Below are 20,536 nucleotides of genomic sequence, written 5' to 3' on the forward strand. Positions count from 1 at the left end.
TGCCGGTTTTGAAACGGGCCTGACTCAAACCCAGCCGAACGCAGTCAGCACCATATCGATCAATTTGATGCCGATGAACGGCACCACGATTCCACCCAGCCCGTACACGAGCAAATTTCGTCGCAATAGAACCGCCGCGCCGAGCGCGCGATAACGCACGCCTTTTAGCGCGAGCGGAATCAGCAGCACGATGATCAACGCATTGAAAATGACCGCCGACATGATCGCGGATGCCGGCGTCGCCAGATGCATCACGTTCAGCGCATTCAGCGCCGGATAGGTCGTCGCAAACGCAGCAGGAATAATCGCGAAGTATTTCGCAAGGTCGTTGGCAATCGAAAACGTGGTGAGCGAGCCGCGCGTCATCAGCATCTGTTTGCCGATTTCGACGATCTCGATCAGCTTGGTCGGATTCGAATCCAGGTCGACCATGTTGCCCGCTTCTTTCGCGGCTTGCGTGCCGGTGTTCATCGCTACCGCGACGTCGGCCTGCGCGAGTGCGGGGGCGTCGTTGGTGCCGTCGCCCGTCATCGCCACGAGGCGTCCTTCGGCCTGGTGCGCGCGAATCGTCGCGAGCTTTGCTTCGGGCGTCGCTTCGGCGAGGAAATCGTCGACGCCTGCTTCCGCGGCGATAGCCGCCGCGGTCAGCCGGTTATCGCCGGTGACCATCACCGTCTTGATCCCCATCTTGCGCAGTTCGGCAAAGCGTTCCTTGATGCCGCCTTTCACCACATCCTTCAATTCGATCACGCCAAGCACGCGCGCGCCGTGTTCGCCTTTGTCCGCGACGACGAGCGGCGTGCTGCCACGCCGCGCGACCTCGGCGACGGCGTTGCTGACTTCGTGCGGAAAACGGCCACCGTTCGCTTCGACGTAACGCTTCACCGCATCCGCTGCGCCCTTGCGAATTTCGCGGCTTGGCAGGTCGACGCCGCTCATCCGCGTTTGCGCCGTGAACGCGAGGAACACCGCGTGCAGCGACGCCATATCGCGCTGACGGATATTGAAGCGCTGCTTCGCAAGCACGACGATGCTGCGGCCTTCTGGCGTTTCGTCGGCGAGCGACGAGAGTTGCGCCGCGTCCGCGAGCGTTTCTTCGGTCAGACCCGGCGCCGGAATGAACTGCGACGCCTGGCGGTTGCCGAGCGTGATCGTGCCGGTCTTGTCGAGCAGCAGCACGTCGACGTCGCCCGCCGCTTCCACCGCGCGGCCCGACGTTGCAATGACGTTCGCCTGCATCATGCGGCTCATGCCGGCCACGCCGATGGCCGACAACAAACCGCCGATGGTGGTCGGAATCAGGCATACCAGCAGCGCCACCAAAGCGGTGATCGTCACGACGTGGCCCGCCGCATGTGCCAGGTGCGCCGCTTCCACCGAGAACATCGAGAACGGCAGCAACGTGGCCGTCGCGAGCAGCATCACGATGGTCAACGCAACGAGGAGAATGGTCAGCGCGATCTCATTCGGCGTCTTCTGACGCTTTGCGCCTTCGACCATCGCGATCATGCGGTCGAGAAACGCTTCGCCGGGATTGGCCGTGACGCGCACGACGATCCAGTCGGACAGCACGCGCGTGCCGCCCGTTACCGACGAGAAATCGCCGCCTGACTCGCGAATCACCGGCGCGGATTCGCCTGTGATTGCGGATTCATCGACCGACGCAACACCGTCGACCACCTCGCCGTCGGCCGGAATCACGTCGCCGGTTTCGACCAGCACGACGTCGCCGCGGCGCAAATCCGACGCCGTGACAATACGAATCGGCGACTTGGGATGCGGCTCGTTAAGCTTCTTCGCCATCACGTCTTTCTTCGCGCTGCGCAGCGATGCCGCCTGCGCTTTCGAGCGGCCTTCGGCGAGCGCTTCGGCAAAGTTCGCGAACAGCACCGTGAACCACAGCCACAGCGTGACTGCGAGGATGAAGCCCGCGGGCGCCTCAGCCTGACCCGCGAGCGCTGCGATCCACAGAACCGTCGTCAAAATACTGCCGACGTACACGCAGAACATCACCGGATTGCGGAACTGCGTGCGCGGCGTGAGCTTTCTGAAAGAGTCCACAATCGCGGGGCGCAGCAGCGCCGGGTCGAACATGGACCTCGTTGAATTATGTTCAGTCATTGAATCCTCGAGTTACGCGTTGCTTTGCTGCTGACGCGTGCTGGTACGCGTCCCGACTCGTCCGTGCACATTAGGCGAGCGTCAATGCGCGCCCATCATCATCAGATGTTCGACGCCGGGACCGAGCGCGAGCGCCGGCACATAAGTGAGTGCACCGACCAGCAGCACCGTGCCGAGCAAAAGCACGACGAACAGCGGCCCATGTGTGGGCAGCGTGCCGCCCGTCACGCCGATACGTTTTTTTGCAGCGAGCGAGCCGGCAATCGCGAGTACCGGAACGATCGTGCCGAAACGGCCGAACCACATCGCGATTGCAGTGAGCCAGTTGTAGAACGGCGTGCCTACGGTCAGGCCCGCGAACGCGCTGCCGTTGTTGTTCGCGGCCGAACTGAATGCGTAAAGAATCTCGGAGAAGCCGTGCGCGCCCGGATTGGCGATGCCCGCCTTGCCCGCGTCGCTCAGCACCGCGATCGACGTGCCGACCAGCACGAGCAGCGGAGTAAGCAGCACGACGATGGACACCATCTTCATCTCGTACGCTTCGATCTTCTTGCCGACATATTCAGGCGTGCGGCCGATCATCAGACCCGCCACGAACACCGCGAGCAGCGCGAACACGAGCATGCCGTACAGGCCCGAACCGACACCGCCGAAGATCACTTCGCCAAGTTGCATCAACAGCAGCGGATAGAGGCCGCCGATAGGCGTCAGCGAATCATGCATATTGGCGACCGCGCCGCACGAAGCCGCCGTCGTCGCGACCGTGAAGATGCCGGACTGCGCGATGCCGAAGCGCGTTTCCTTGCCCTCCGCGTTGCCGCCCGACTGCATCAGGTTCGCCGACTGATCGACGTGTAACGCAGCGAAGGCCGGATTGCCGCCCTGCTCCGCGCCGATCTCGCCGAACACGCAGACACCGAACGCAATCGTCATCGCCGCGAGCACGGCCACGCCCTGTTTGCGGTCCGCTATCATGCGGCCGAACACGAGTGCAAGCGCCGCCGGGATAATCAGGATCGAAAAGATTTGCAGGAAGTTGGAGAACGGCGTCGGGTTCTCGTACGGATGCGCCGAGTTGCCGTTGAAGAAACCGCCGCCGTTGGTGCCGAGCATCTTGATCGCTTCCTGCGAGGCGACCGGACCCATCGCGATGGTCTGCGTTTTTACCGGCGTATCGACGGTAAGCGGATTACCCTTCGCGTCCTTCAACGGATTGCCTTGCGCGTCGAGCTTCGGTGCCGCGTAGCTGGTGGTTTGCAACGTCGGCACGTTTTCGTAGGCCTTAAAGTTCTGGATCACGCCCTGGCTCATCAATAGAGTCGCAAGGACGACCGACATCGGCAGCAACACGTACAGCGTCACACGGGTGAGATCGACCCAGAAGTTGCCGATGGTTTGCGCCGTATGGCGCGCGAAGCCGCGAATCAGCGCGATCACCACGACGATGCCGGTGGCCGCCGACAAAAAGTTCTGCACCGTGAGGCCGAGCATCTGTGTGAGATAGCCCACCGTCTGTTCCGGCGTATAGTCCTGCCAGTTCGTGTTGGTCACGAAGCTGATCGCGGTATTGAACGCACCATCGACGGTCATCGCGCCTAACTGCTGCGGATTGCCGGGCAACCATCCCTGCACGCGCAACAGCAAGTAAAGAAACACGACGCCCAGTGCATTGAACGCGATGGCGGCAATCGCGTAGTGCTTCCAGCTCATTTCCGTCGACGGATCGATGCCCGCGATGCGATACAAAAGCCGCTCGACTGGTCCGCCGAATCGCAGCACGCGCGAACTGCCGTCCATCACGCCGTGCAGATAGCGTGACACCGGCACTGCGGCGGCCAGCAACACCACGATGAAAAGCCCGGCCTGCAAGACATTATTCGAATTCATTCAATGTCCTCCGCGCGCAACAGCGCATAGACCAGGTACGCGAACAGCAGCGCGGTCGCTGCGCCGGACATCCACAGCATCCAGTTCATGAGCGTGCTCCCTCACCGCGCGGCAATTGCCGCGACCGCGACGGCATCAGCTTCTCGCAGCCGGCAATCAGTGCAAAAGTCAGCGCGGCAAAAAGCGCGACGGCTCCGACGTACAGCACATCCATTTTTCTTCTCCAATCACGGATTTCGGATAGCTGCAACGGTATGCGCAAGCGCGTAAAGGGCAGATCAAAGCTGGCGCGCGCCGTATAAAAATCGCGTAAACGGACAAGGCCGTTGCATCTCGCGATGCAACGGCCTTGTAGTGGTCAGCGGTTTAGCCGGGTTCGGCGCTCGGTCCGGGCTCGCAACTCAGCGAAACCCTTGAGCCCGCATCAGAACTACGGCAATAGAACGGTCGAGCCCGTGGTCTTGCGCGCTTCGAGGTCCGCATGCGCCTGACCTACATCGGCGAGCGCGTAGCGCTGATTGATGTTCGTCTTGACCTTGCCCGAGACCAGCACATCGAATAGTTCGGCCGACATCGCCTCGTAGTCGCTGCGTTTGCCGATGTACGTGAACAACGTGGGGCGCGTGAAAAACAGCGAGCCGCGTCCGGCGAATTCGGATGAGTCGATCGGCGGCAGCGGTCCCGATGCATTGCCGAAGCTCACGAACATGCCGAGCGGCGCGAGGCAATCGAGCGAGCCGGCAAACGTGTCCTTACCGATGGAGTCGTACACCACAGGCACGCCCGCGCCGTTAGTGATCTCGCGCACGCGCTTCGTGAAGTTCTCGCGCGTATAGACGATGGCGTGATCGCAGCCGTGGGCCTTCGCGATCTGCGCTTTCTCGTCCGAGCCGACGGTGCCGATCACCGTCGCGCCGAGCGCCTTCGCCCACTGACAGACCAGCAAACCGACGCCGCCCGCTGCCGCCTGAATCAGAATCGTGTCGCCGGCCTTCACGCGATACGTGCGGCGCAGCAGATACTGAGCGGTCAGGCCTTGCAGCATCACAGAAGCGGCCTGTTCATCGCTCACCGCATCGGGCAACCTGATAACTTGCGCGGCCGGCAGCACGCGCTCCTGCGCATACGCGCCGGGCGGCCTCGCCACGTAGGCGACGCGGTCGCCCAGTTTCAGATCGTTCACGCCCGCACCGACCGCGGTGACTTCGCCGGCCGCTTCCATGCCGAGGCCGCCGGGCAGCGGCAGCGGATACAAGCCGGTGCGAAAGTACACGTCGATATAGTTGAGCCCGACCGCCGTCTGACGGACGCGAATTTCACCCGCGCCGGGGTCTCCAACGTCCACGTCGACCCATTTCATCACTTCGGGGCCACCGGTTTTATCGAATCGGATTGCTTTGACCATTCGTGTCTCCTTGATGGAATGCGGGCTGATTGTCTGGCCGATGAACTGAGCGGATGCAGTGTCAAACTTGCTGCGTGAGACGCAACGTGAGCACGTCGAGAACCATGCGCGCCGTCGAGATATTGGTCGCGCACGGAATGTTGTGCACGTCGCATGCGCGCACGAGCGCGTTGATGTCCGGTTCGTGCGGTTGCGGCGTCATCGGATCGCGCAGAAAGATCACCATGTCCACGCGCCCTTCCGCCAGTTGCGCGCCGATCTGCAGGTCGCCCCCATGCGGGCCCGACAGCATGCGCTCGACTGTCAGGCCGTGCGCTTCGCTAATGCGCCCGCCGGTCGTACCGGTCGCGATGACGTTGCAGCGCTTGAGCGTGTCGACGTATTCGCCGGCCAGTTTGACGATGTCGTCCTTCTTGTGATCGTGCGCGATCAGCGCAATGCGGGTGGTCATGACGTAAGACTCCTGAACCGTTGTGATTGTCGTTGTTGTGATGTTGCTCTAAGTGCTGCCTCGACGCACGTGCGCGAACGTATGCGTCTAGAACGTGCCCGGATAAGCGCCGCCGTCGATCAGCCAGTTCTGTCCGGTGATGTAACCCGCGTGGATGCTGCACAGAAAGGCACACGCGCGGCCGAATTCGTCGGGGTTGCCGAAGCGTCCGGCGGGAATCGTCTTCATGCGCTGCTCGCGGGCTTCCTCGATGGAAATGTTTTTCGATTTCGCTGTCGCCTGCATGGTGACGGCGATCCGGTCCGTGTCGAACATTCCCGGCAACAGGTTATTGATCGTGACGCCGGTGGGCGCCATCTTGCGCGCGAGACCCGCGACAAAGCCGGTCAGTCCCGAACGCGCGCCGTTCGACAGGCCGAGCACGTCGATAGGCGCCTTCACCGCTGAACTCGTGATGTTGACGATGCGCCCATAGCCGCGCGCGCTCATCGAGTCGATGGTCGCGCGGATCAGTTCGATCGGCGTGAGCATGTTGCTTTCGAGCGCGCGAATCCAGTCGTCGTGCGTGAAGTCGCGGAAGTCGCCCGGCGGCGGGCCGCCCGCGTTGTTCACGAGGATGTCCGGCTGCGGACAGGCTGCGAGCGCCGCGGCGCGGCCTTCGGGCGTGGTGATGTCGCATGCGACCGTCTTCACCTCGACGCCGCTTTGCCGGCGAATCGCGGCCGCCGTCGCCTCGAGCGTTTCGACGGTGCGCGCGACTATCGTCAGGTTGACGCCTTCGGCTGCGAGCGCTTCGGCGCAACCACGTCCCAAACCCTTGCTCGCCGCGCAAACGAGCGCCGCGCGTCCTGCGATTCCCATGTCCATGTGTGCGTTCTCCTCGCTGGTGTCTTGCCCGATGGTTGCAAAGTTTCCCCCGATTCTAGAAGAATCGGTGCCTGACTGTGCCGGGCTGCTGCAATCTCCGGTATCTTCGGGTGGCACTCTTTCGGTAAACTTGCGCGGTGGCGCGTGCGCCGGTCGTCGCAAGCTGATTGCGCCGGCCGTGCAGCGCGCCGAACCGATCCCCGAATCGGCCCCGAATCGACCTTTTAGCCGCCGCTCGCGCCCCCGCCATGACTCAGGACAGCCGTTTCCCCAATCTTTTCATCCTCGATCACCCGCTGATCCAGCACAAGCTGTCGCACATGCGCGACCGGGACACGTCCACGCGCACGTTCCGCGAACTGCTGCGCGAGATCACGCTGCTGATGGGCTATGAAATCACGCGCAACCTGCCGATGACCACACGGCGTCTGAGCACGCCGCTCGTCGAGATCGACGCGCCGGTGATCGCCGGCAAGAAGCTCGCGATCGTGCCGGTGCTGCGGGCCGGCATCGGCATGTCGGACGGCTTGCTGGAACTCGTGCCGTCGGCGCGCGTGGGCCACATCGGCGTGTATCGCGCGGAAGATCACCGGCCGGTCGAATATCTGGTGCGCCTGCCCGATCTCGAAGACCGCGTGTTTATTCTCTGCGATCCGATGGTCGCGACCGGCTACTCGGCCGTGCATGCAGTCGACGTGCTCAAGCGCCGCAACGTGGCGGGCGAAAACATCCTGTTCCTCGCGCTCGTCGCCGCGCCTGAAGGCGTGCAGGTGTTCCAGGACGCGCATCCGGACGTGAAGCTTTTCGTTGCATCGCTCGATTCGCATCTGAACGAGCACGCGTACATCGTGCCGGGCTTGGGCGACGCGGGCGACCGGTTGTTCGGGACCAAGAACTGAGGTCGGCAAAAGGGGCCGGCGGCCTTGGATGCCGACGCTGAACGCCGCGCACGCGCACTTTCCGTGCAGTCCACACCAATGTCTGCCTCTGCCGCCCCCTCGCGCCGTGATAAAATTCGAATCCACTTAAAGGGCAGCCCCGCTTGCGGCAACTTGAGGCTCGTCGCGCGTTCCGGCGGCCCCTGCACGCTGGGCGGGCAAGCTAGCGTGGGATTCGCCGTACGTGAGCCGCACCGCCTCTGCCGAGGGCGCTGCGGCGCTGTTTAGTTCGCTGCAGCGTTGTGTAACTCGCTATCTAGCCGGCCCGCAGGCCGCGCGCGGCGCGACGAGGCTAAACCGGCCAGGCGCGAATTTGACATCGAGGCGCAAGACCGCAAGCACACGCGCAAGCGCCCGGAATCGCAACGACAATTGCACAATGCGTGCGCCCCGCTGGCGCGCGCGACGGAGAAAGGTATGGCGGGTCATTCGAAATGGGCCAACATCAAGCATAAGAAAGCAGCGGCCGACGCCAAGCGCGGCAAGGTCTGGACGCGGCTCATCAAGGAAATTCAGGTCGCGGCACGCATGGGCGGCGGCGACATCGACTCGAACCCGCGCCTGCGGCTCGCCGTCGAAAAGGCGTACGACGCCAACATGCCGAAAGACAACGTCAACCGCGCGATCCAGCGCGGCGTGGGCGGCGTCGACGGCGCGAACTACGAGGAAATCCGCTACGAAGGCTACGGCATCGGCGGTGCGGCGGTGATCGTCGACACCATGACCGACAACCGTACCCGCACAGTGGCGGAAGTGCGTCACGCGTTCTCGAAGAACGGCGGCAACATGGGCACGGACGGCTCGGTGTCGTTCATGTTCGATCACGTCGGTCAGTTCCTGTTTGCGCCGGGCACGCCCGAAGACAAGCTGATGGAAGCCGCGCTCGAGGCCGGCGCCGACGACGTGCTCACGAACGAAGACGGTAGTATTGAAGTGCTGTGCCCGCCGAACGATTTACCGAAGGTGAAAGCCGCGCTCGAAGCCGCGGGCTTCAAGGCGGAAGTGGCCGAGGTCACGATGAAACCTCAGACGGAAGTCGAGTTCACCGGCGAAGACGCCGTGAAAATGCAGAAGCTGCTCGACGCTCTGGAAAATCTGGACGACGTGCAGGAAGTCTATACAAACGCCGCGATCGCCGACGAATGAGCGTGCTCAGGCAGCGCATGGGGCTCCGGTTCGGTTTGACGGGACCTGAGGCTCGCACCGCGCTGCCGGCAGGCTCCCGCGTTGTTGCCTTAGCTGTCTGTTACCGCTTTTTTGCGGTTCGTTGCCGCTGAACGGGCGTTTTGAACGTAGGTGCAGGATTGCGCGCGCTGGGCCATCGCCACTAGGGTTAGTCGCGGGTTTGCCCCACAGGCTTCTTCGTCGGCGTAGGCTAACCCGGCGCGAATCTCGCTATTTATTGCACGGCTGAGCCTCCCGCTTCAGCCGTTTATGGTTTTTAAAGTCTCGGGGATTCACATGAAGTTACTCGTCGTCGGTTCCGGCGGTCGCGAACATGCGCTCGCATGGAAGCTCGCGCAGTCGCCGCGGGTCCAGCTCGTCTACGTGGCGCCTGGCAACGGCGGCACCGCTCAGGACGAGCGTCTGCGCAACGTCGACATCACCGAGCCGGCCGCGCTCGCCGATTTCGTCGAAAAAGAACAGATCGCGTTCACGCTGGTCGGCCCGGAAGCGCCGCTCGCGGCAGGCATCGTCAATCTGTTCCGCTCGCGCGGTCTGAAGATTTTCGGGCCGACGAAGGAAGCCGCCCAGTTGGAAAGCTCGAAAGACTTCGCGAAGGCGTTCATGAAGCGCCACGCGATCCCGACAGCCGAGTACGAAACCTTTGCCGACGTCGCCGCCGCACACGCGTATCTCGACGCGAAGGGCGCGCCCATCGTCATCAAGGCCGACGGCCTCGCCGCCGGCAAGGGCGTCGTTGTCGCTCAGACGCTGGAAGAAGCGCACGCCGCAGTCGACATGATGCTGTCGGACAACAAGCTGGGCGACGCGGGCGCGCGCGTCGTGATCGAAGAGTTCCTGGCCGGCGAGGAAGCCAGCTTCATCGTGATGGTCGACGGCAAGCATGTATTGCCGCTCGCGTCGAGCCAGGACCACAAGCGTTTGCTCGACGGCGACCAGGGCCCGAACACCGGCGGCATGGGCGCATATTCGCCGGCGCCCATCGTCACGCCGCAATTGCACGCGCGCGTGATGCGCGAAATCATCCTGCCGACGGTGCGCGGCATGGAGAAGGAAGGCATCCGCTACACCGGCTTTCTGTATGCCGGCCTGATGATCGACGCGCAAGGCAACCCGAAGACGCTCGAGTTCAACTGCCGCATGGGCGACCCCGAAACGCAGCCGATCATGGCGCGTCTGAAGGGCGACTATTCGAAAGTGGTCGAGCAGGCCATCGCCGGCACGCTGGATACGGTCGAGCTGGAGTGGGACCGCCGCACCGCGCTCGGCGTGGTGCTCGCCGCGCACAACTATCCGGATACGCCGCGCAAAGCCGACCGCATCAACGACATTCCCGCCGAAACCGCGGATTCGGTCACCTTCCACGCGGGCACCACGCTCACGGACGGCAAGCTGGTCACCTCGGGCGGCCGCGTGCTGTGTGTGGTCGGTCTGGCCGATTCGGTGCGCAGCGCGCAGTCGGTCGCGTATGAAACGATCAACCAGATTTCGTTCGACGGCATGCAGTACCGGCGCGACATCGGCTATCGCGCGCTCAACCGCAAGCACGACGCTAAACCCGACGCCAGGACCGAAAGCAAGCACTGAGTCGCGAGGCCAGGCCGCCCGCGTGCGGCGCCAACGGCGCTACACTGCGGGTTTGCAAAGGCGCTTGCCCGTGCGCGCCGCCATTGGCGTCATGGCGAAGTGCGGCGCGACGCATCGGCTTCGAAGTTTGCGCCTCGTTGCCCCACCGAACGCGGTGCCACCAGACCCCGGTGTGAGTGGCGCCAATCGGGCGAATGGTGCGAATGGTGCAATTGGCCGGGCAACCGACACCGTCCGTGCAGCGCTCTGCAACCGAATGGCCGCGCCTTCGGCGGCATCTCCGAAACACAGCGCGGCGCTTCGCGACGAACCCGCGGCACCGACGTGCCGCCTTCAGCACCTGCATTGATGACCGATTCGAGCTACGACGCACAAGCCGTGCGCACCTGGCTGCAAGGCCTGCAAACACAAATCGCGGACACGCTCGGCGCGTTCGACGGCAAGCCCTTCGCCACCGACGCATGGCAGCGCACGCCCGGCGAAAAGCTGCGCGGCGGCGGCTGCACGCGCATTCTCGAAGACGGCAACTTTTTCGAGCGTGCCGGCATCGGCTTTTCGGACGTCGCGGGCGATGCGCTGCCGGGCTCCGCGAGCGCGGCGCGTCCTCAACTGGCGGGGCGTGGCTTCGAGGCGATGGGGGTGTCGCTCGTGCTGCATCCGCACAATCCGCACTGCCCGACCGTGCATATGAACGTGCGCCTGCTGGTTGCGACCAAGCCCGGTGAAGAGCCGGTGTTCTGGTTCGGCGGCGGCATGGATCTGACGCCGTACTACGGCTACGAGGACGACGCGCAGCACTTTCATCGCACCTGCCGCGATGCGCTCGAGCCTTATGGCGCGGACCTGTACCCGAGTTTCAAGCGCTGGTGCGACGACTATTTCTTCCTCAAGCACAGGAACGAACCGCGCGGCATCGGCGGGATTTTTTTCGACGATTACTCGGCGCCGGGCTTCGATCAATCGTTCGCGATGCTCAGAAGCGTGGGCGAAGGATTCCTCAAGGCGTACCTGCCAATCATCGAAAAGCGCCGCAACATTCCGTACGGCCAGGCCGAGCGCGATTTCCAGGCTTACCGGCGCGGGCGCTATGTCGAGTTCAATCTGGTCTTCGACCGTGGCACACTGTTTGGGCTGCAGAGCGGCGGACGCACCGAATCGATTCTGATGTCGATGCCGCCTGTGGTGAACTGGCGCTACAACTGGCATCCCGAACCCGGCACGCCGGAAGCGCGCCTTTACAGCGATTTTCTCGTGCCGCGCGAGTGGGTGTGAGCGCTCCGGAATCCCGGAGGCCAGCACTGCCCAGCACGTGGCTACGACAAAGGATCTTCATCTGAAGCCGAACGATCATCCCGTTGCGCTGCCTCGCCGGATCGGTTTGCTCGGCGGCACTTTCGATCCGATCCACGACGGCCACCTCGCGCTCGCGCGGCGTTTCGCCGACGTGCTGCAACTGACCGAGCTCGTGCTGCTGCCAGCCGGGCAGCCCTGGCAGAAAGCGGACGTATCGCCCGCCGTGCATCGCCTCGCCATGACACGCGCGGCGGCTGGCCAACTGAAACTGCCGGGCGCGACCGTGCGAGTGGCGACCGACGAGATCGAGCACGAAGGCCCGACTTACACCGTCGACACGTTGCAACGCTGGCGCGAACGGGAAGGCGAGAACGCATCCATTGCATTGCTGATCGGCGCGGATCAACTGGTGCATCTCGACACATGGCGCGACTGGCGGCGCCTGTTCGAGTTCGCGCACATTTGCGCGGCCACGCGGCCCGGTTTCGATCTCGCGTCGATTCCGCCCGCAGTCGCGAAAGAAATCGACGCGCGCCGCGCCCGCGCCGACGTTCTGCAAGCCACACCTTGCGGCCACTTGCTGATCGACACGACGCTTGCGTTCAACGTCTCGGCCACCGACATTCGCGCGCATCTGCGTGAACAGGTGAGCCAGCGGCTTGCCCATGTGGGCGACGAACAGCAACAGGGCATGGCCGCAAGCCACGTCCCCACCGCGGTGTGGGACTATATTCTTCAACATCATCTGTACCACCGGTAACCTCATGGATATTCGCAAACTGCAACGCGTGATCGTCGACGCTCTCGAAGACGTCAAAGCGCAAGACATCAAGGTGTTCAACACCAGCCACCTGACCGCGCTGTTCGATCGCGTGATCGTCGCGAGCGGCACCTCGAACCGGCAAACCAAGGCGCTCGCCTCGAGCGTGCGCGAGGGCGTAAAGGAAGCCGGCGGCGACATCATCAGCACCGAGGGCGAGGACATCGGCGAATGGGTGCTGGTCGATTGCGGCGACGCAATCGTCCACATCCTGCAACCGGCGCTGCGCCAGTACTACAACCTCGAGGAAATCTGGGGCGACAAGCCGGTGCGTCTCAAGCTGTCCACGCCCGATCCGTTCGGCGGCGCGCGTTCGAGCGAGCCCGACGAAGAGGAAGAAGACGAAGAGGCGCCTGCTGCGAAAAAGCCCGCGCGCAAGACGGCCGCGCGCCGCAAGTGAGCGGGCTTTGATTCGCTCGCTCCAGCCGCTTCACAGTGGAATTGCGCGAGCGGCGCTCTAAAGCACGATGAAACTGCACATCCTCGCCGTCGGCCACAAGATGCCCGACTGGATCGCTGTCGGCTTCGACGAATACGCGAAGCGCATGCCGCCCGAGTTGCGTATCGAACTGCGCGAGATCAAGCCCGAGCAGCGGTCATCGGGCCGTCCGGCGGAGAGCGTAATGGCCGCCGAGCGGCTTAAGATCGAAGCCGCGTTGCCGAAGAACGCGCGCATTGTCGCGCTCGACGAACGCGGCAAGGACTGGACCACGATGCAGCTTGCCGGCGCCCTGCCCGGCTGGCAGCAGGACGGCCGCGACATTGCGTTTCTGATCGGCGGCGCCGACGGGCTCGACCCCGAACTGAAGGCGCGTGCCGACATGATGCTGCGCGTCTCGAGCCTCACGTTGCCGCACGCGATGGTGCGCGTGCTGCTTGCCGAACAGCTTTACCGCGCGTGGACCATCACGCAAAATCACCCCTATCATCGCGCGTGAACGGAATGGATTGAGACGCGAGGCGTTTCGTTGTTCGCTGGCCTCGGGGCCATGATTGCCGTCGTAGTCGCCGTGGTCGTCGTAGTCGCCGCAATTGGTCACGGCGCTCGTGAGTGGCAAGCGTGGCTAAGCGCCCATATGCCGATCATGCGGTCGGCCACGCACGTCATCGCGCAAGGCGTCAGGCCCAGCGCGTTCGTAAGCGTGAGGTTTTGGCGGACACGGCGCAGGCGTTGTGCTCCGGCGCGCTGGCGGCTGGGTGCGCGCGTCGGCACATTGGATCGCTGGCGTGCACCCGCAAAGGTCGTTTGGCGCGACAATCGACACCCTCATCGCGCGCTCACACAGTCCGTTTCTTCGAGACATCTTCATGCCAACCTCCGCCGCATCGCTGCATCCGTTCGTGTATCTCGCGTCGCAAAGTCCACGCCGTCAGGAGTTGTTGCAACAGATCGGCGTGCGCTTCGAACTGCTGCTGCCGCGCCCCGATGAAGACGCCGAAGCGCTCGAAGCCGAATTGCCCGGCGAGCGCGCGCACGACTACGTGCAACGTGTCTGCGTGGCCAAAGCGCGTGCCGCGCGCGCCCGCCTCGTGGCCGGCGATCATGCTGCGATGCCGATTCTGGTTGCGGATACAACCGTCACCATCGACGATGCGATTCTCGGCAAACCGCTCGACGCCGACGATGCCGTTGCAATGCTCGCACGCCTCGCGGGCCGCGATCACGAAGTGCTGACCGCCGTCGCCGTGGTGGATGCAGACGGCGAGTTGTTGCCTGCCGCGCTCTCGGTGTCGAAGGTGCGCTTTGCTGCGTTGCACCGAGACGCGATTCGCCGCTACGTGGCAAGCGGCGAACCGCTCGGCAAGGCGGGCGCATACGGCGTGCAGGGGCGCGCCGCCGAGTTTATCGAGCATATCGACGGGTCCTATTCAGGTATCATGGGTTTGCCGCTTTTTGAAACCGCTGCCCTTTTGCGTGCAGCGCGCATCGACTTCTAGAACAACACCATGAATGAAGAAATCCTGATCAATGTCACGCCGCAGGAAACGCGCGTCGCGCTCGTCCAGCAAGGCGCCGTCCAGGAACTTCACGTCGAACGAACGCTGTCGCGGGGCCGCGTCGGCAACGTCTATCTCGGCAAGGTCGTGCGCGTGTTGCCGGGCATGCAATCCGCGTTTATCGACATCGGTCTCGAACGCGCCGCGTTTTTGCACGTAGCCGATATATGGCACCCGCGCGTCGCCGGCGAGCCGCAGCATCAGACGCCGCATCAGCCGATTGAAAAGATCGTGTTCGAAGGTCAGACGCTGATGGTCCAGGTGGTCAAGGATCCGATCGGCACCAAGGGCGCACGGCTCTCCACGCAAGTGAGCATTGCCGGACGCACGCTGGTGTATCTGCCGCAGGAGCCGCATATCGGCATCTCGCAGAAGATCGAAAGCGAAGCCGAGCGCGAAGCGGTGCGCGCGCGTTTGACCGCGGTGTTGCCCGCCGACGAGAAAGGCGGCTACATCGTGCGCACCATCGCCGAAGATGCGACGAGTGAGGAACTCGCCGCCGACGTCGCGTACCTGCGCAAGACGTGGGCGACGATTCTGTCGCAAGGTCAGCGCATGCCGCCGACCAGTCTGCTCTATCAGGATCTGAATCTCGCGCAACGTGTGCTGCGCGATTTCGTCAACGATGAAACGTCGCGCATTCAGGTCGATTCGCGCGAGACGTATCAGATGCTGGCCGATTTCGCGGCGGAGTTCACGCCGGCGGTGTCGTCGAAGCTCCATCATTACACCGGCGAACGGCCGCTCTTCGATCTGTACAACATCGAGGCGGAGATCCAGCGCGCGTTGTCACGCCGTGTCGATCTGAAGTCGGGCGGCTATCTGGTGATCGACCAGACTGAAGCGATGACCACCATCGACGTGAATACCGGCGGTTATGTCGGCGCGCGCAATTTCGACGACACGATCTTCAAGACGAACCTGGAAGCCGCGCACACTATTGCGCGTCAACTGCGGCTGCGCAATCTGGGCGGTGTGATCATCATCGATTTCATCGACATGGAAAACGTCGAGCATCGCGATCAGGTGCTGGGCGAATTGAAGAAGGCGTTGTCTCGCGACCGCACGCGCGTGACTGTGAATGGTTTTTCGCAACTCGGGCTGGTTGAGATGACGCGCAAGCGCACGCGCGAATCGTTGGCGCATGTGTTGTGCGAGCCTTGCCCGGTTTGCGAGGGCAAGGGCCAGGTGAAGACGCCGCGTACCGTCTGCTACGACGTGCTGCGCGAGATTCTGCGCGAGTCGCGGCAGTTCAATCCGCGCGAGTTTCGCGTGGTCGCATCGCAGCAGGTGATCGATCTTTTCCTCGAGGAAGAGTCCCAGCACCTGGCGATGCTGATCGATTTTATTGGTAAGCCAGTGTCGTTGCAGGTGGAGTCGAATTTGAGTCAGGAGCAGTACGACATTGTTCTGATGTAATTCCGCCTAACGCCGAGGCGTTCCGGCAGACATCGAAAAACGACCTCTAAATCAACCACATAGGAAAGATACCTTTCCCGGCCAATCCGTTGCTATCCGCCCAAAGCGTGCTTGGAATGCGTAGCTAGATGTGAGCTACGCGGAGGCGGTGCAATGGCAACTCGCGGGACGAACGTCCTGTCAGATCTTGAGCTGAGGCGATGGATCCGGGAAGGACAGCCTCTCGCTAAATCTGACGGTGGTGGCTTGGCCTTCTCTTTCCGCTACGGGGACTGCGACGTGGGTACTCCGTTTCCGCATCGGCGGAAAGCCTGCGGAACTAACGCTCGGCCGCTATCCCGATATGACGCTGCCAGCAGCGCGCAAGCTCGCGGCCGAAAAGCGCGTCGAGGTACAGAAAGGCAACGACCCTGCGACAGAGAAGCGCAAGTACAAATCCCGAAAGAACTGGACAGTCCGCCAGCTAGTCGCAGACTACCGTGAGAAGGTACTGGTCAATTTGGGACCGAGTACACAGCGGAGCGACGGGCGGAATTTGAAGCGAACAGAGAAAGCACTCGGTGCAATGCAGGTCTGTGAGTCGAAGCGGTGGATATCGTTGGGTTGATTAAGCGCGCCAAGCTTGGATGGGTCGAGGCGAACACGCTACCAATCGTTGCAAAAGCCATCTTCCGTCACGCTGCAGGCAACAAAGTCATCAATGCAAATCCTGCGATCGGGGTTGAACTGGTTTCGGTTATGGGGGTTCGTCCTCCCATTCGGCAACGTCTTATGTTGACGGCCGATGAGTTGCACGAGCTTCTGAACGCAGACATGAAACGAGAGAACTTGCTCTCAGTTAGCATCCTTCTCGGCACCGGAGTCCGTTCGGAAGAACTGTATAAAGGCCCATCGATTACTGGATCGACAACCACAATCCTTCTATCCGCCGATTTACTCCCCATGATCTGCGTTCGACCATGACGTCTCATATGCGAAAACTCGGAATAAGCCGCGATGTTTCTGAGATGTGCCTGAACCACAAACTGGCCGGAGCCGAAGGGATATACGATCAATACACCTACTACACCGAGCGACGCCTCGCCTTGGAACGTTGGGCAATGTTTATCGAACATCCGGAACTCGCTGGGATTAATTCCCGCTCGATCCAGGCACGACCCTTCGTCTGTCCGATACCGTTACCAGCCACCCTTCACATATCCCGGTCTTGACGTATTCCAGAGTACCGGGATTTCGATTGCGATGTGGGTAATTACAAGCGCGGCCGGACGGTTACGGTAGTCGACCAGCTAGCTCGGGAACAACGCACTGAGCACAACCAGACAGGTCAGCCAGCAGAGCATGCCGAAGATGTTCAGTGGCATGTTGCGGTAGTGGAACACGTCGGTCCATTTGTGCCAGACCGCATCATGTGTCGTCGTGTGCACGGCGGCGGCCGACGCCCGGGTGTTGCGCAGGACTTTTCTCAGCGGGAAAACACGAGCAGTGTTGAAACCGAGACGATCGCAACCGCCGGGCGATACAGATCTCCGCATGCCGAAATGAGAGCCAATCAATTAGAAAATCGCGCGGCTGCGGTGAGTATATATTCGCAAATGCAAGTGTTAAGTTTGAAACAGTTGAACATGTCGATACCTCCGATCTATCACCGGCATGCCGTTATGCAGGCGGATCGGACGCAAGGTTCGCGACAGTTGTCCGGTGCTACTCGATCAACGCAGTCGCTTACCTTTCCCATGGAGCGCTGCCAGCCAGCGCCCGACTGCCATAACGCCGGCGTGCCTCACGTACAACGTCCGCTTCGATTTCGCCATCATCGGCGAGCGCTTTCAACGCCGCAATCACGATCGCCTTGCGGTCCACTTCGAAGAACTCACGCAACGCCTGGCGTGTGTCGCTACGACCGAAGCCGTCCGTGCCGAGTGTCACATAGCGGCGCGGCACGTAGGCGCGGATCAGTTCGGGCACCGCGCGGACATAGTCGGTCGCGGCGATGATGGGTCCGTGTGATGCTTCGAGCGCCTTCGTGACGTAGGGCGCCTCTGTCGGCTCGCCAAGACGCGCGTCTCTCTCCGACGTCATGCCGTCACGCTGCAACTCGGTGAAGCTGGTCACGCTCCACACCGCAGCTTCAATTTGCCAGTCGTCCTTGAGCAACTGCTGCGCCGCGATGATCTCGCCGAGAATCGCGCCCGCACCGAGCAACTGCACCTGCGCTGAATCTGCTGACGTTGCCGCCTGCGCGCCCCCGCCAAGCAGATAAACACCCCTTAGAATGCCCTCACGCAGCGTCGTCAAATCACCGCCCGGCACCGAAGGCTGCGCGTAGTTCTCGTTCATCACCGTCACGTAATAGAACACGTCGCGCTGCTCTTCGACCATTTCGCGCATGCCTTCGTCGACGATCGCGGCAACCTCATAAGCGAACGCTGGATCGTACGCACGGCAATTCGGAATCGTCGATGCCGCCAGATGGCTGGTGCCGTCCTGATGCTGTAAGCCCTCGCCACCGAGCGTCGTCTTGCCCGACGTCGCGCCAATCAGAAAACCTCTCGCGCGCTGATCCGCCGCCGCCCAGATCAGATCGCCGATCCGCTGGAAGCCGAACATCGAGTAGTAGATGTAGAAAGGCAGCATCGGCAGGTTGTGCACGCTGTACGACGTCGCCGCCGCAATCCAAGACGACACCGCGCCCGCTTCCGAAATCCCCTCTTCGAGAATCTGCCCTTTGGTGTCCTCGCGGTAATACAGCATCGAGCCGAGGTCTTCCGGCTCGTACAACTGTCCGAGCGGCGAATAGATGCCGACCTGCCTGAACATATTCGCCATGCCGAAGGTGCGCGCTTCATCGGCGACGATCGGCACCACGCGCGGACCGACCTCCTTGTCCTTGAGCAACGCGGTTAGCATGCGGACCAGCGCCATCGTCGTGGACATCTCGCGGCCGTTCGAATCCAGCGCGAATTGCCCCCAGGAGGACATCGGCGGGACGATCAGCCCCTCCGATGCGACTCTCCGCCTTCTGGGCAGATAGCCTCCCAGGGCAGCCCGGCGAGCATGCAGATATTGCATCTCCGAACTGTCGTCCGCTGGCTTGTAAAACTTCACCTGTTCGACGTCCTCATCGGTAAGCGGCAGGCGAAAGCGATCGCGAAACGCCTTGAGGTCGTCGAAGCCGAGTTTCTTCTGCTGATGCGTGGTCATACGACCCTGGCCTGAGGTGCCCATGCCGAAGCCCTTCATCGTCTTCGCGAGAATCACCGTCGGCTGGCCGCGATGCGCGAGCGCCTTCGCATACGCCGCGTGCAGCTTGCGCACATCGTGACCGCCACGACGCAAGCGCTCGATGTCGTCGTCGTTCAACTGCGCGGCGAGCGCCGCAAGCTCCGGGTTCTGGCCGAAGAAACGCTCGCGGTTGTACGCGCCGTCGTTGGCCGAGAAGGTCTGGAACTGGCCGTCGACGGTGTGTGCGAACGCGCGCAGCAACGCGCCGGTGCGGTCGCGCGAAAACAGCGCGTCCCAGTCCGAGCCCCACACCACTTTGATCACGTTCCAGCCTGCGCCGATGAATTGCGCTTCGAGCTCGTCGATGATGCGGCCGTTACTGCGCACCGGTCCATCCAAGCGCTGCAAGTTGCAGTTGATGACGAACACGAGGTTATCGAGCTCTTCGCGCGCCGCAATCGAGAGCGCACCGGTCGATTCCGGCTCGTCCATTTCGCCGTCGCCGAAAAAGCCCCACACCTTACGGCCTTCCGTTTGCGCGAGGCCGCGATTGGCGAGGTAGCGCATGAAGCGCGCCTGATAAATCGCATTGATCGGACCGATGCCCATCGAGCCGGTGGGGAACTGCCAGAAGTCCGGCATCAACCACGGATGCGGATACGAGCACAGCCCCGGCCCGCCGATTTCGCGACGGTAGTGCTGCAGATGCTGCTCAGAGAGAAAACCTTCGAGATAAGCCCGCGCATACACACCCGGCGACGAATGCGGCTGGAAGTACACAAGGTCGCCCGTGCCCTCTGCTTCGCCCGGCGCCGCCGCGCGAAAGAAATGGTTGAAGCCGACCTCGAACAGATCCGCCGCCGACGCGTAGCTCGCGATGTGGCCGCCGAGTTCGCCGTAGGCCTGATTCGCGCGCACCACCATCGCCAGCGCATTCCAGCGCAGCGCGCCGGCGAGGCGTTCCTCGAGTTCGAGGTTGCCCGGATAGCGCGGCTGTTGATCGAACGGAATGGTGTTCTGGTACGGCGTGACGTTGGTCCGCGCCGATTCCACACCCAGCGACAGCGCATGGCCCGCGAGCTTGTCGAACAGAAACTGCGCGCGACCACGGCCGACATGAGCAACCACGGCATCGAGCGCTTCCAGCCATTCGGCGGTTTCTTGCGGGTCGGTATCTTCACGTTCCGCATACCTGGCGTTCAAGGGCTGCAACTGCTCGCTACCACTGGACAAATCCGTCATGGCACCACTCCGGCATCGACGCGTTCGGTTCAATATCAAGTGGAACAATAGTACCCATGAGCCCGCAAAATGAGCCTCTCATTTGCTTCTTGCCCATC

20 protein-coding genes are annotated in these 20,536 nt (G+C 62.5%); 11 read left to right on the forward strand and 9 right to left on the reverse strand.

Features of this window, described 5'->3' with window-relative positions:
- Positions 1–24: 24 nt before the first annotated feature.
- The 7 genes from kdpB to F759_RS0119215 form a co-directional block, all read right to left on the reverse strand.
- Positions 25–2,121, reverse strand: a complete 2,097-nt coding sequence (gene kdpB, locus F759_RS0119185; protein ID WP_027801307.1) for a potassium-transporting ATPase subunit KdpB — start codon at positions 2,119–2,121, stop codon at positions 25–27.
- An 81-nt stretch (positions 2,122–2,202) separates the two neighbouring features.
- Positions 2,203–4,008 (reverse strand): potassium-transporting ATPase subunit KdpA, encoded by a 1,806-nt coding sequence (gene kdpA / locus F759_RS0119190; RefSeq protein WP_027801308.1) that lies wholly within the window; start codon positions 4,006–4,008, stop codon positions 2,203–2,205.
- A complete protein-coding gene (gene kdpF, locus F759_RS0119195) occupies positions 4,005–4,097 on the reverse strand; it encodes a K(+)-transporting ATPase subunit F (protein ID WP_006048244.1) in 93 nt (30 codons plus the stop codon). Before kdpF ends, kdpA begins: the two co-directional genes overlap by 4 nt.
- Complete coding sequence (locus tag F759_RS44135) at positions 4,094–4,222, reverse strand: hypothetical protein (protein WP_027801309.1); 129 nt, start codon at positions 4,220–4,222, stop codon at positions 4,094–4,096. Before F759_RS44135 ends, kdpF begins: the two co-directional genes overlap by 4 nt.
- A gap of 216 nt (positions 4,223–4,438) precedes the next feature.
- On the reverse strand, positions 4,439–5,413 hold the full coding sequence (locus F759_RS0119205) for a quinone oxidoreductase family protein (protein ID WP_027801310.1): 975 nt from the start codon (positions 5,411–5,413) through the stop codon (positions 4,439–4,441).
- A gap of 61 nt (positions 5,414–5,474) precedes the next feature.
- Positions 5,475–5,864 carry a methylglyoxal synthase gene (locus F759_RS0119210; protein WP_027801311.1) on the reverse strand — a complete coding sequence of 130 codons (390 nt, stop codon included), beginning with the start codon at positions 5,862–5,864 and terminating at the stop codon, positions 5,475–5,477.
- Between the two features lie 87 nt (positions 5,865–5,951).
- Positions 5,952–6,731, reverse strand: coding sequence for an SDR family oxidoreductase (locus F759_RS0119215; RefSeq protein WP_027801312.1), 780 nt, complete (start codon positions 6,729–6,731; stop codon positions 5,952–5,954).
- A gap of 248 nt (positions 6,732–6,979) precedes the next feature.
- On the opposite strand from F759_RS0119215, the gene upp reads away from it, so the two are divergent.
- The 11 genes from upp to F759_RS45010 all read left to right on the forward strand — a co-directional run bounded on the left by upp (position 6,980) and on the right by F759_RS45010 (position 16,934).
- Positions 6,980–7,630, forward strand: coding sequence for a uracil phosphoribosyltransferase (upp, locus tag F759_RS0119220; protein WP_027776630.1), 651 nt, complete (start codon positions 6,980–6,982; stop codon positions 7,628–7,630).
- Between the two features lie 456 nt (positions 7,631–8,086).
- Complete coding sequence (locus F759_RS0119225; protein ID WP_027801313.1) at positions 8,087–8,815, forward strand: YebC/PmpR family DNA-binding transcriptional regulator; 729 nt, start codon at positions 8,087–8,089, stop codon at positions 8,813–8,815.
- A 315-nt stretch (positions 8,816–9,130) separates the two neighbouring features.
- Complete coding sequence (gene purD, locus F759_RS0119230) at positions 9,131–10,441, forward strand: phosphoribosylamine--glycine ligase (protein WP_027801314.1); 1,311 nt, start codon at positions 9,131–9,133, stop codon at positions 10,439–10,441.
- Between the two features lie 348 nt (positions 10,442–10,789).
- Entirely contained in the window at positions 10,790–11,713 is a 924-nt protein-coding gene (gene hemF / locus F759_RS0119235) for an oxygen-dependent coproporphyrinogen oxidase (protein WP_027801315.1), read from the forward strand.
- Positions 11,714–11,750: 37 nt separating this feature from the next.
- A complete protein-coding gene (locus tag F759_RS0119240) occupies positions 11,751–12,494 on the forward strand; it encodes a nicotinate-nucleotide adenylyltransferase (RefSeq protein ID WP_084534289.1) in 744 nt (247 codons plus the stop codon).
- Positions 12,495–12,498: 4 nt separating this feature from the next.
- Positions 12,499–12,954, forward strand: a complete 456-nt coding sequence (gene rsfS, locus F759_RS0119245) for a ribosome silencing factor (protein WP_027801317.1) — start codon at positions 12,499–12,501, stop codon at positions 12,952–12,954.
- A gap of 67 nt (positions 12,955–13,021) precedes the next feature.
- Entirely contained in the window at positions 13,022–13,492 is a 471-nt protein-coding gene (gene rlmH, locus F759_RS0119250) for a 23S rRNA (pseudouridine(1915)-N(3))-methyltransferase RlmH (protein WP_027801318.1), read from the forward strand.
- Between the two features lie 370 nt (positions 13,493–13,862).
- Positions 13,863–14,492, forward strand: coding sequence for a Maf family protein (locus tag F759_RS0119255; protein WP_027801319.1), 630 nt, complete (start codon positions 13,863–13,865; stop codon positions 14,490–14,492).
- 9 nt (positions 14,493–14,501) lie between these two features.
- Positions 14,502–15,971 carry a ribonuclease G gene (rng, locus tag F759_RS0119260; protein ID WP_027801320.1) on the forward strand — a complete coding sequence of 490 codons (1,470 nt, stop codon included), beginning with the start codon at positions 14,502–14,504 and terminating at the stop codon, positions 15,969–15,971.
- Between the two features lie 241 nt (positions 15,972–16,212).
- Complete coding sequence (locus tag F759_RS45005) at positions 16,213–16,578, forward strand: Arm DNA-binding domain-containing protein (RefSeq protein ID WP_322787096.1); 366 nt, start codon at positions 16,213–16,215, stop codon at positions 16,576–16,578.
- Entirely contained in the window at positions 16,560–16,934 is a 375-nt protein-coding gene (locus tag F759_RS45010) for a hypothetical protein (protein WP_322787097.1), read from the forward strand. Before F759_RS45005 ends, F759_RS45010 begins: the two co-directional genes overlap by 19 nt.
- Before the next feature lie 326 nt (positions 16,935–17,260).
- On the opposite strand, the gene F759_RS43675 is transcribed toward F759_RS45010, so the two are convergent.
- Positions 17,261–17,527 (reverse strand): hypothetical protein, encoded by a 267-nt coding sequence (locus tag F759_RS43675; protein ID WP_209440499.1) that lies wholly within the window; start codon positions 17,525–17,527, stop codon positions 17,261–17,263.
- Between the two features lie 169 nt (positions 17,528–17,696).
- A complete protein-coding gene (gene mdeB / locus F759_RS0119275; RefSeq protein ID WP_027801323.1) occupies positions 17,697–20,438 on the reverse strand; it encodes an alpha-ketoglutarate dehydrogenase in 2,742 nt (913 codons plus the stop codon).
- Between the last annotated feature and the right edge of the window lie 98 nt (positions 20,439–20,536).

Source organism: Paraburkholderia dilworthii, from assembly GCF_000472525.1.
Classification (GTDB): Bacteria; Pseudomonadota; Gammaproteobacteria; order Burkholderiales; family Burkholderiaceae; genus Paraburkholderia; species Paraburkholderia dilworthii.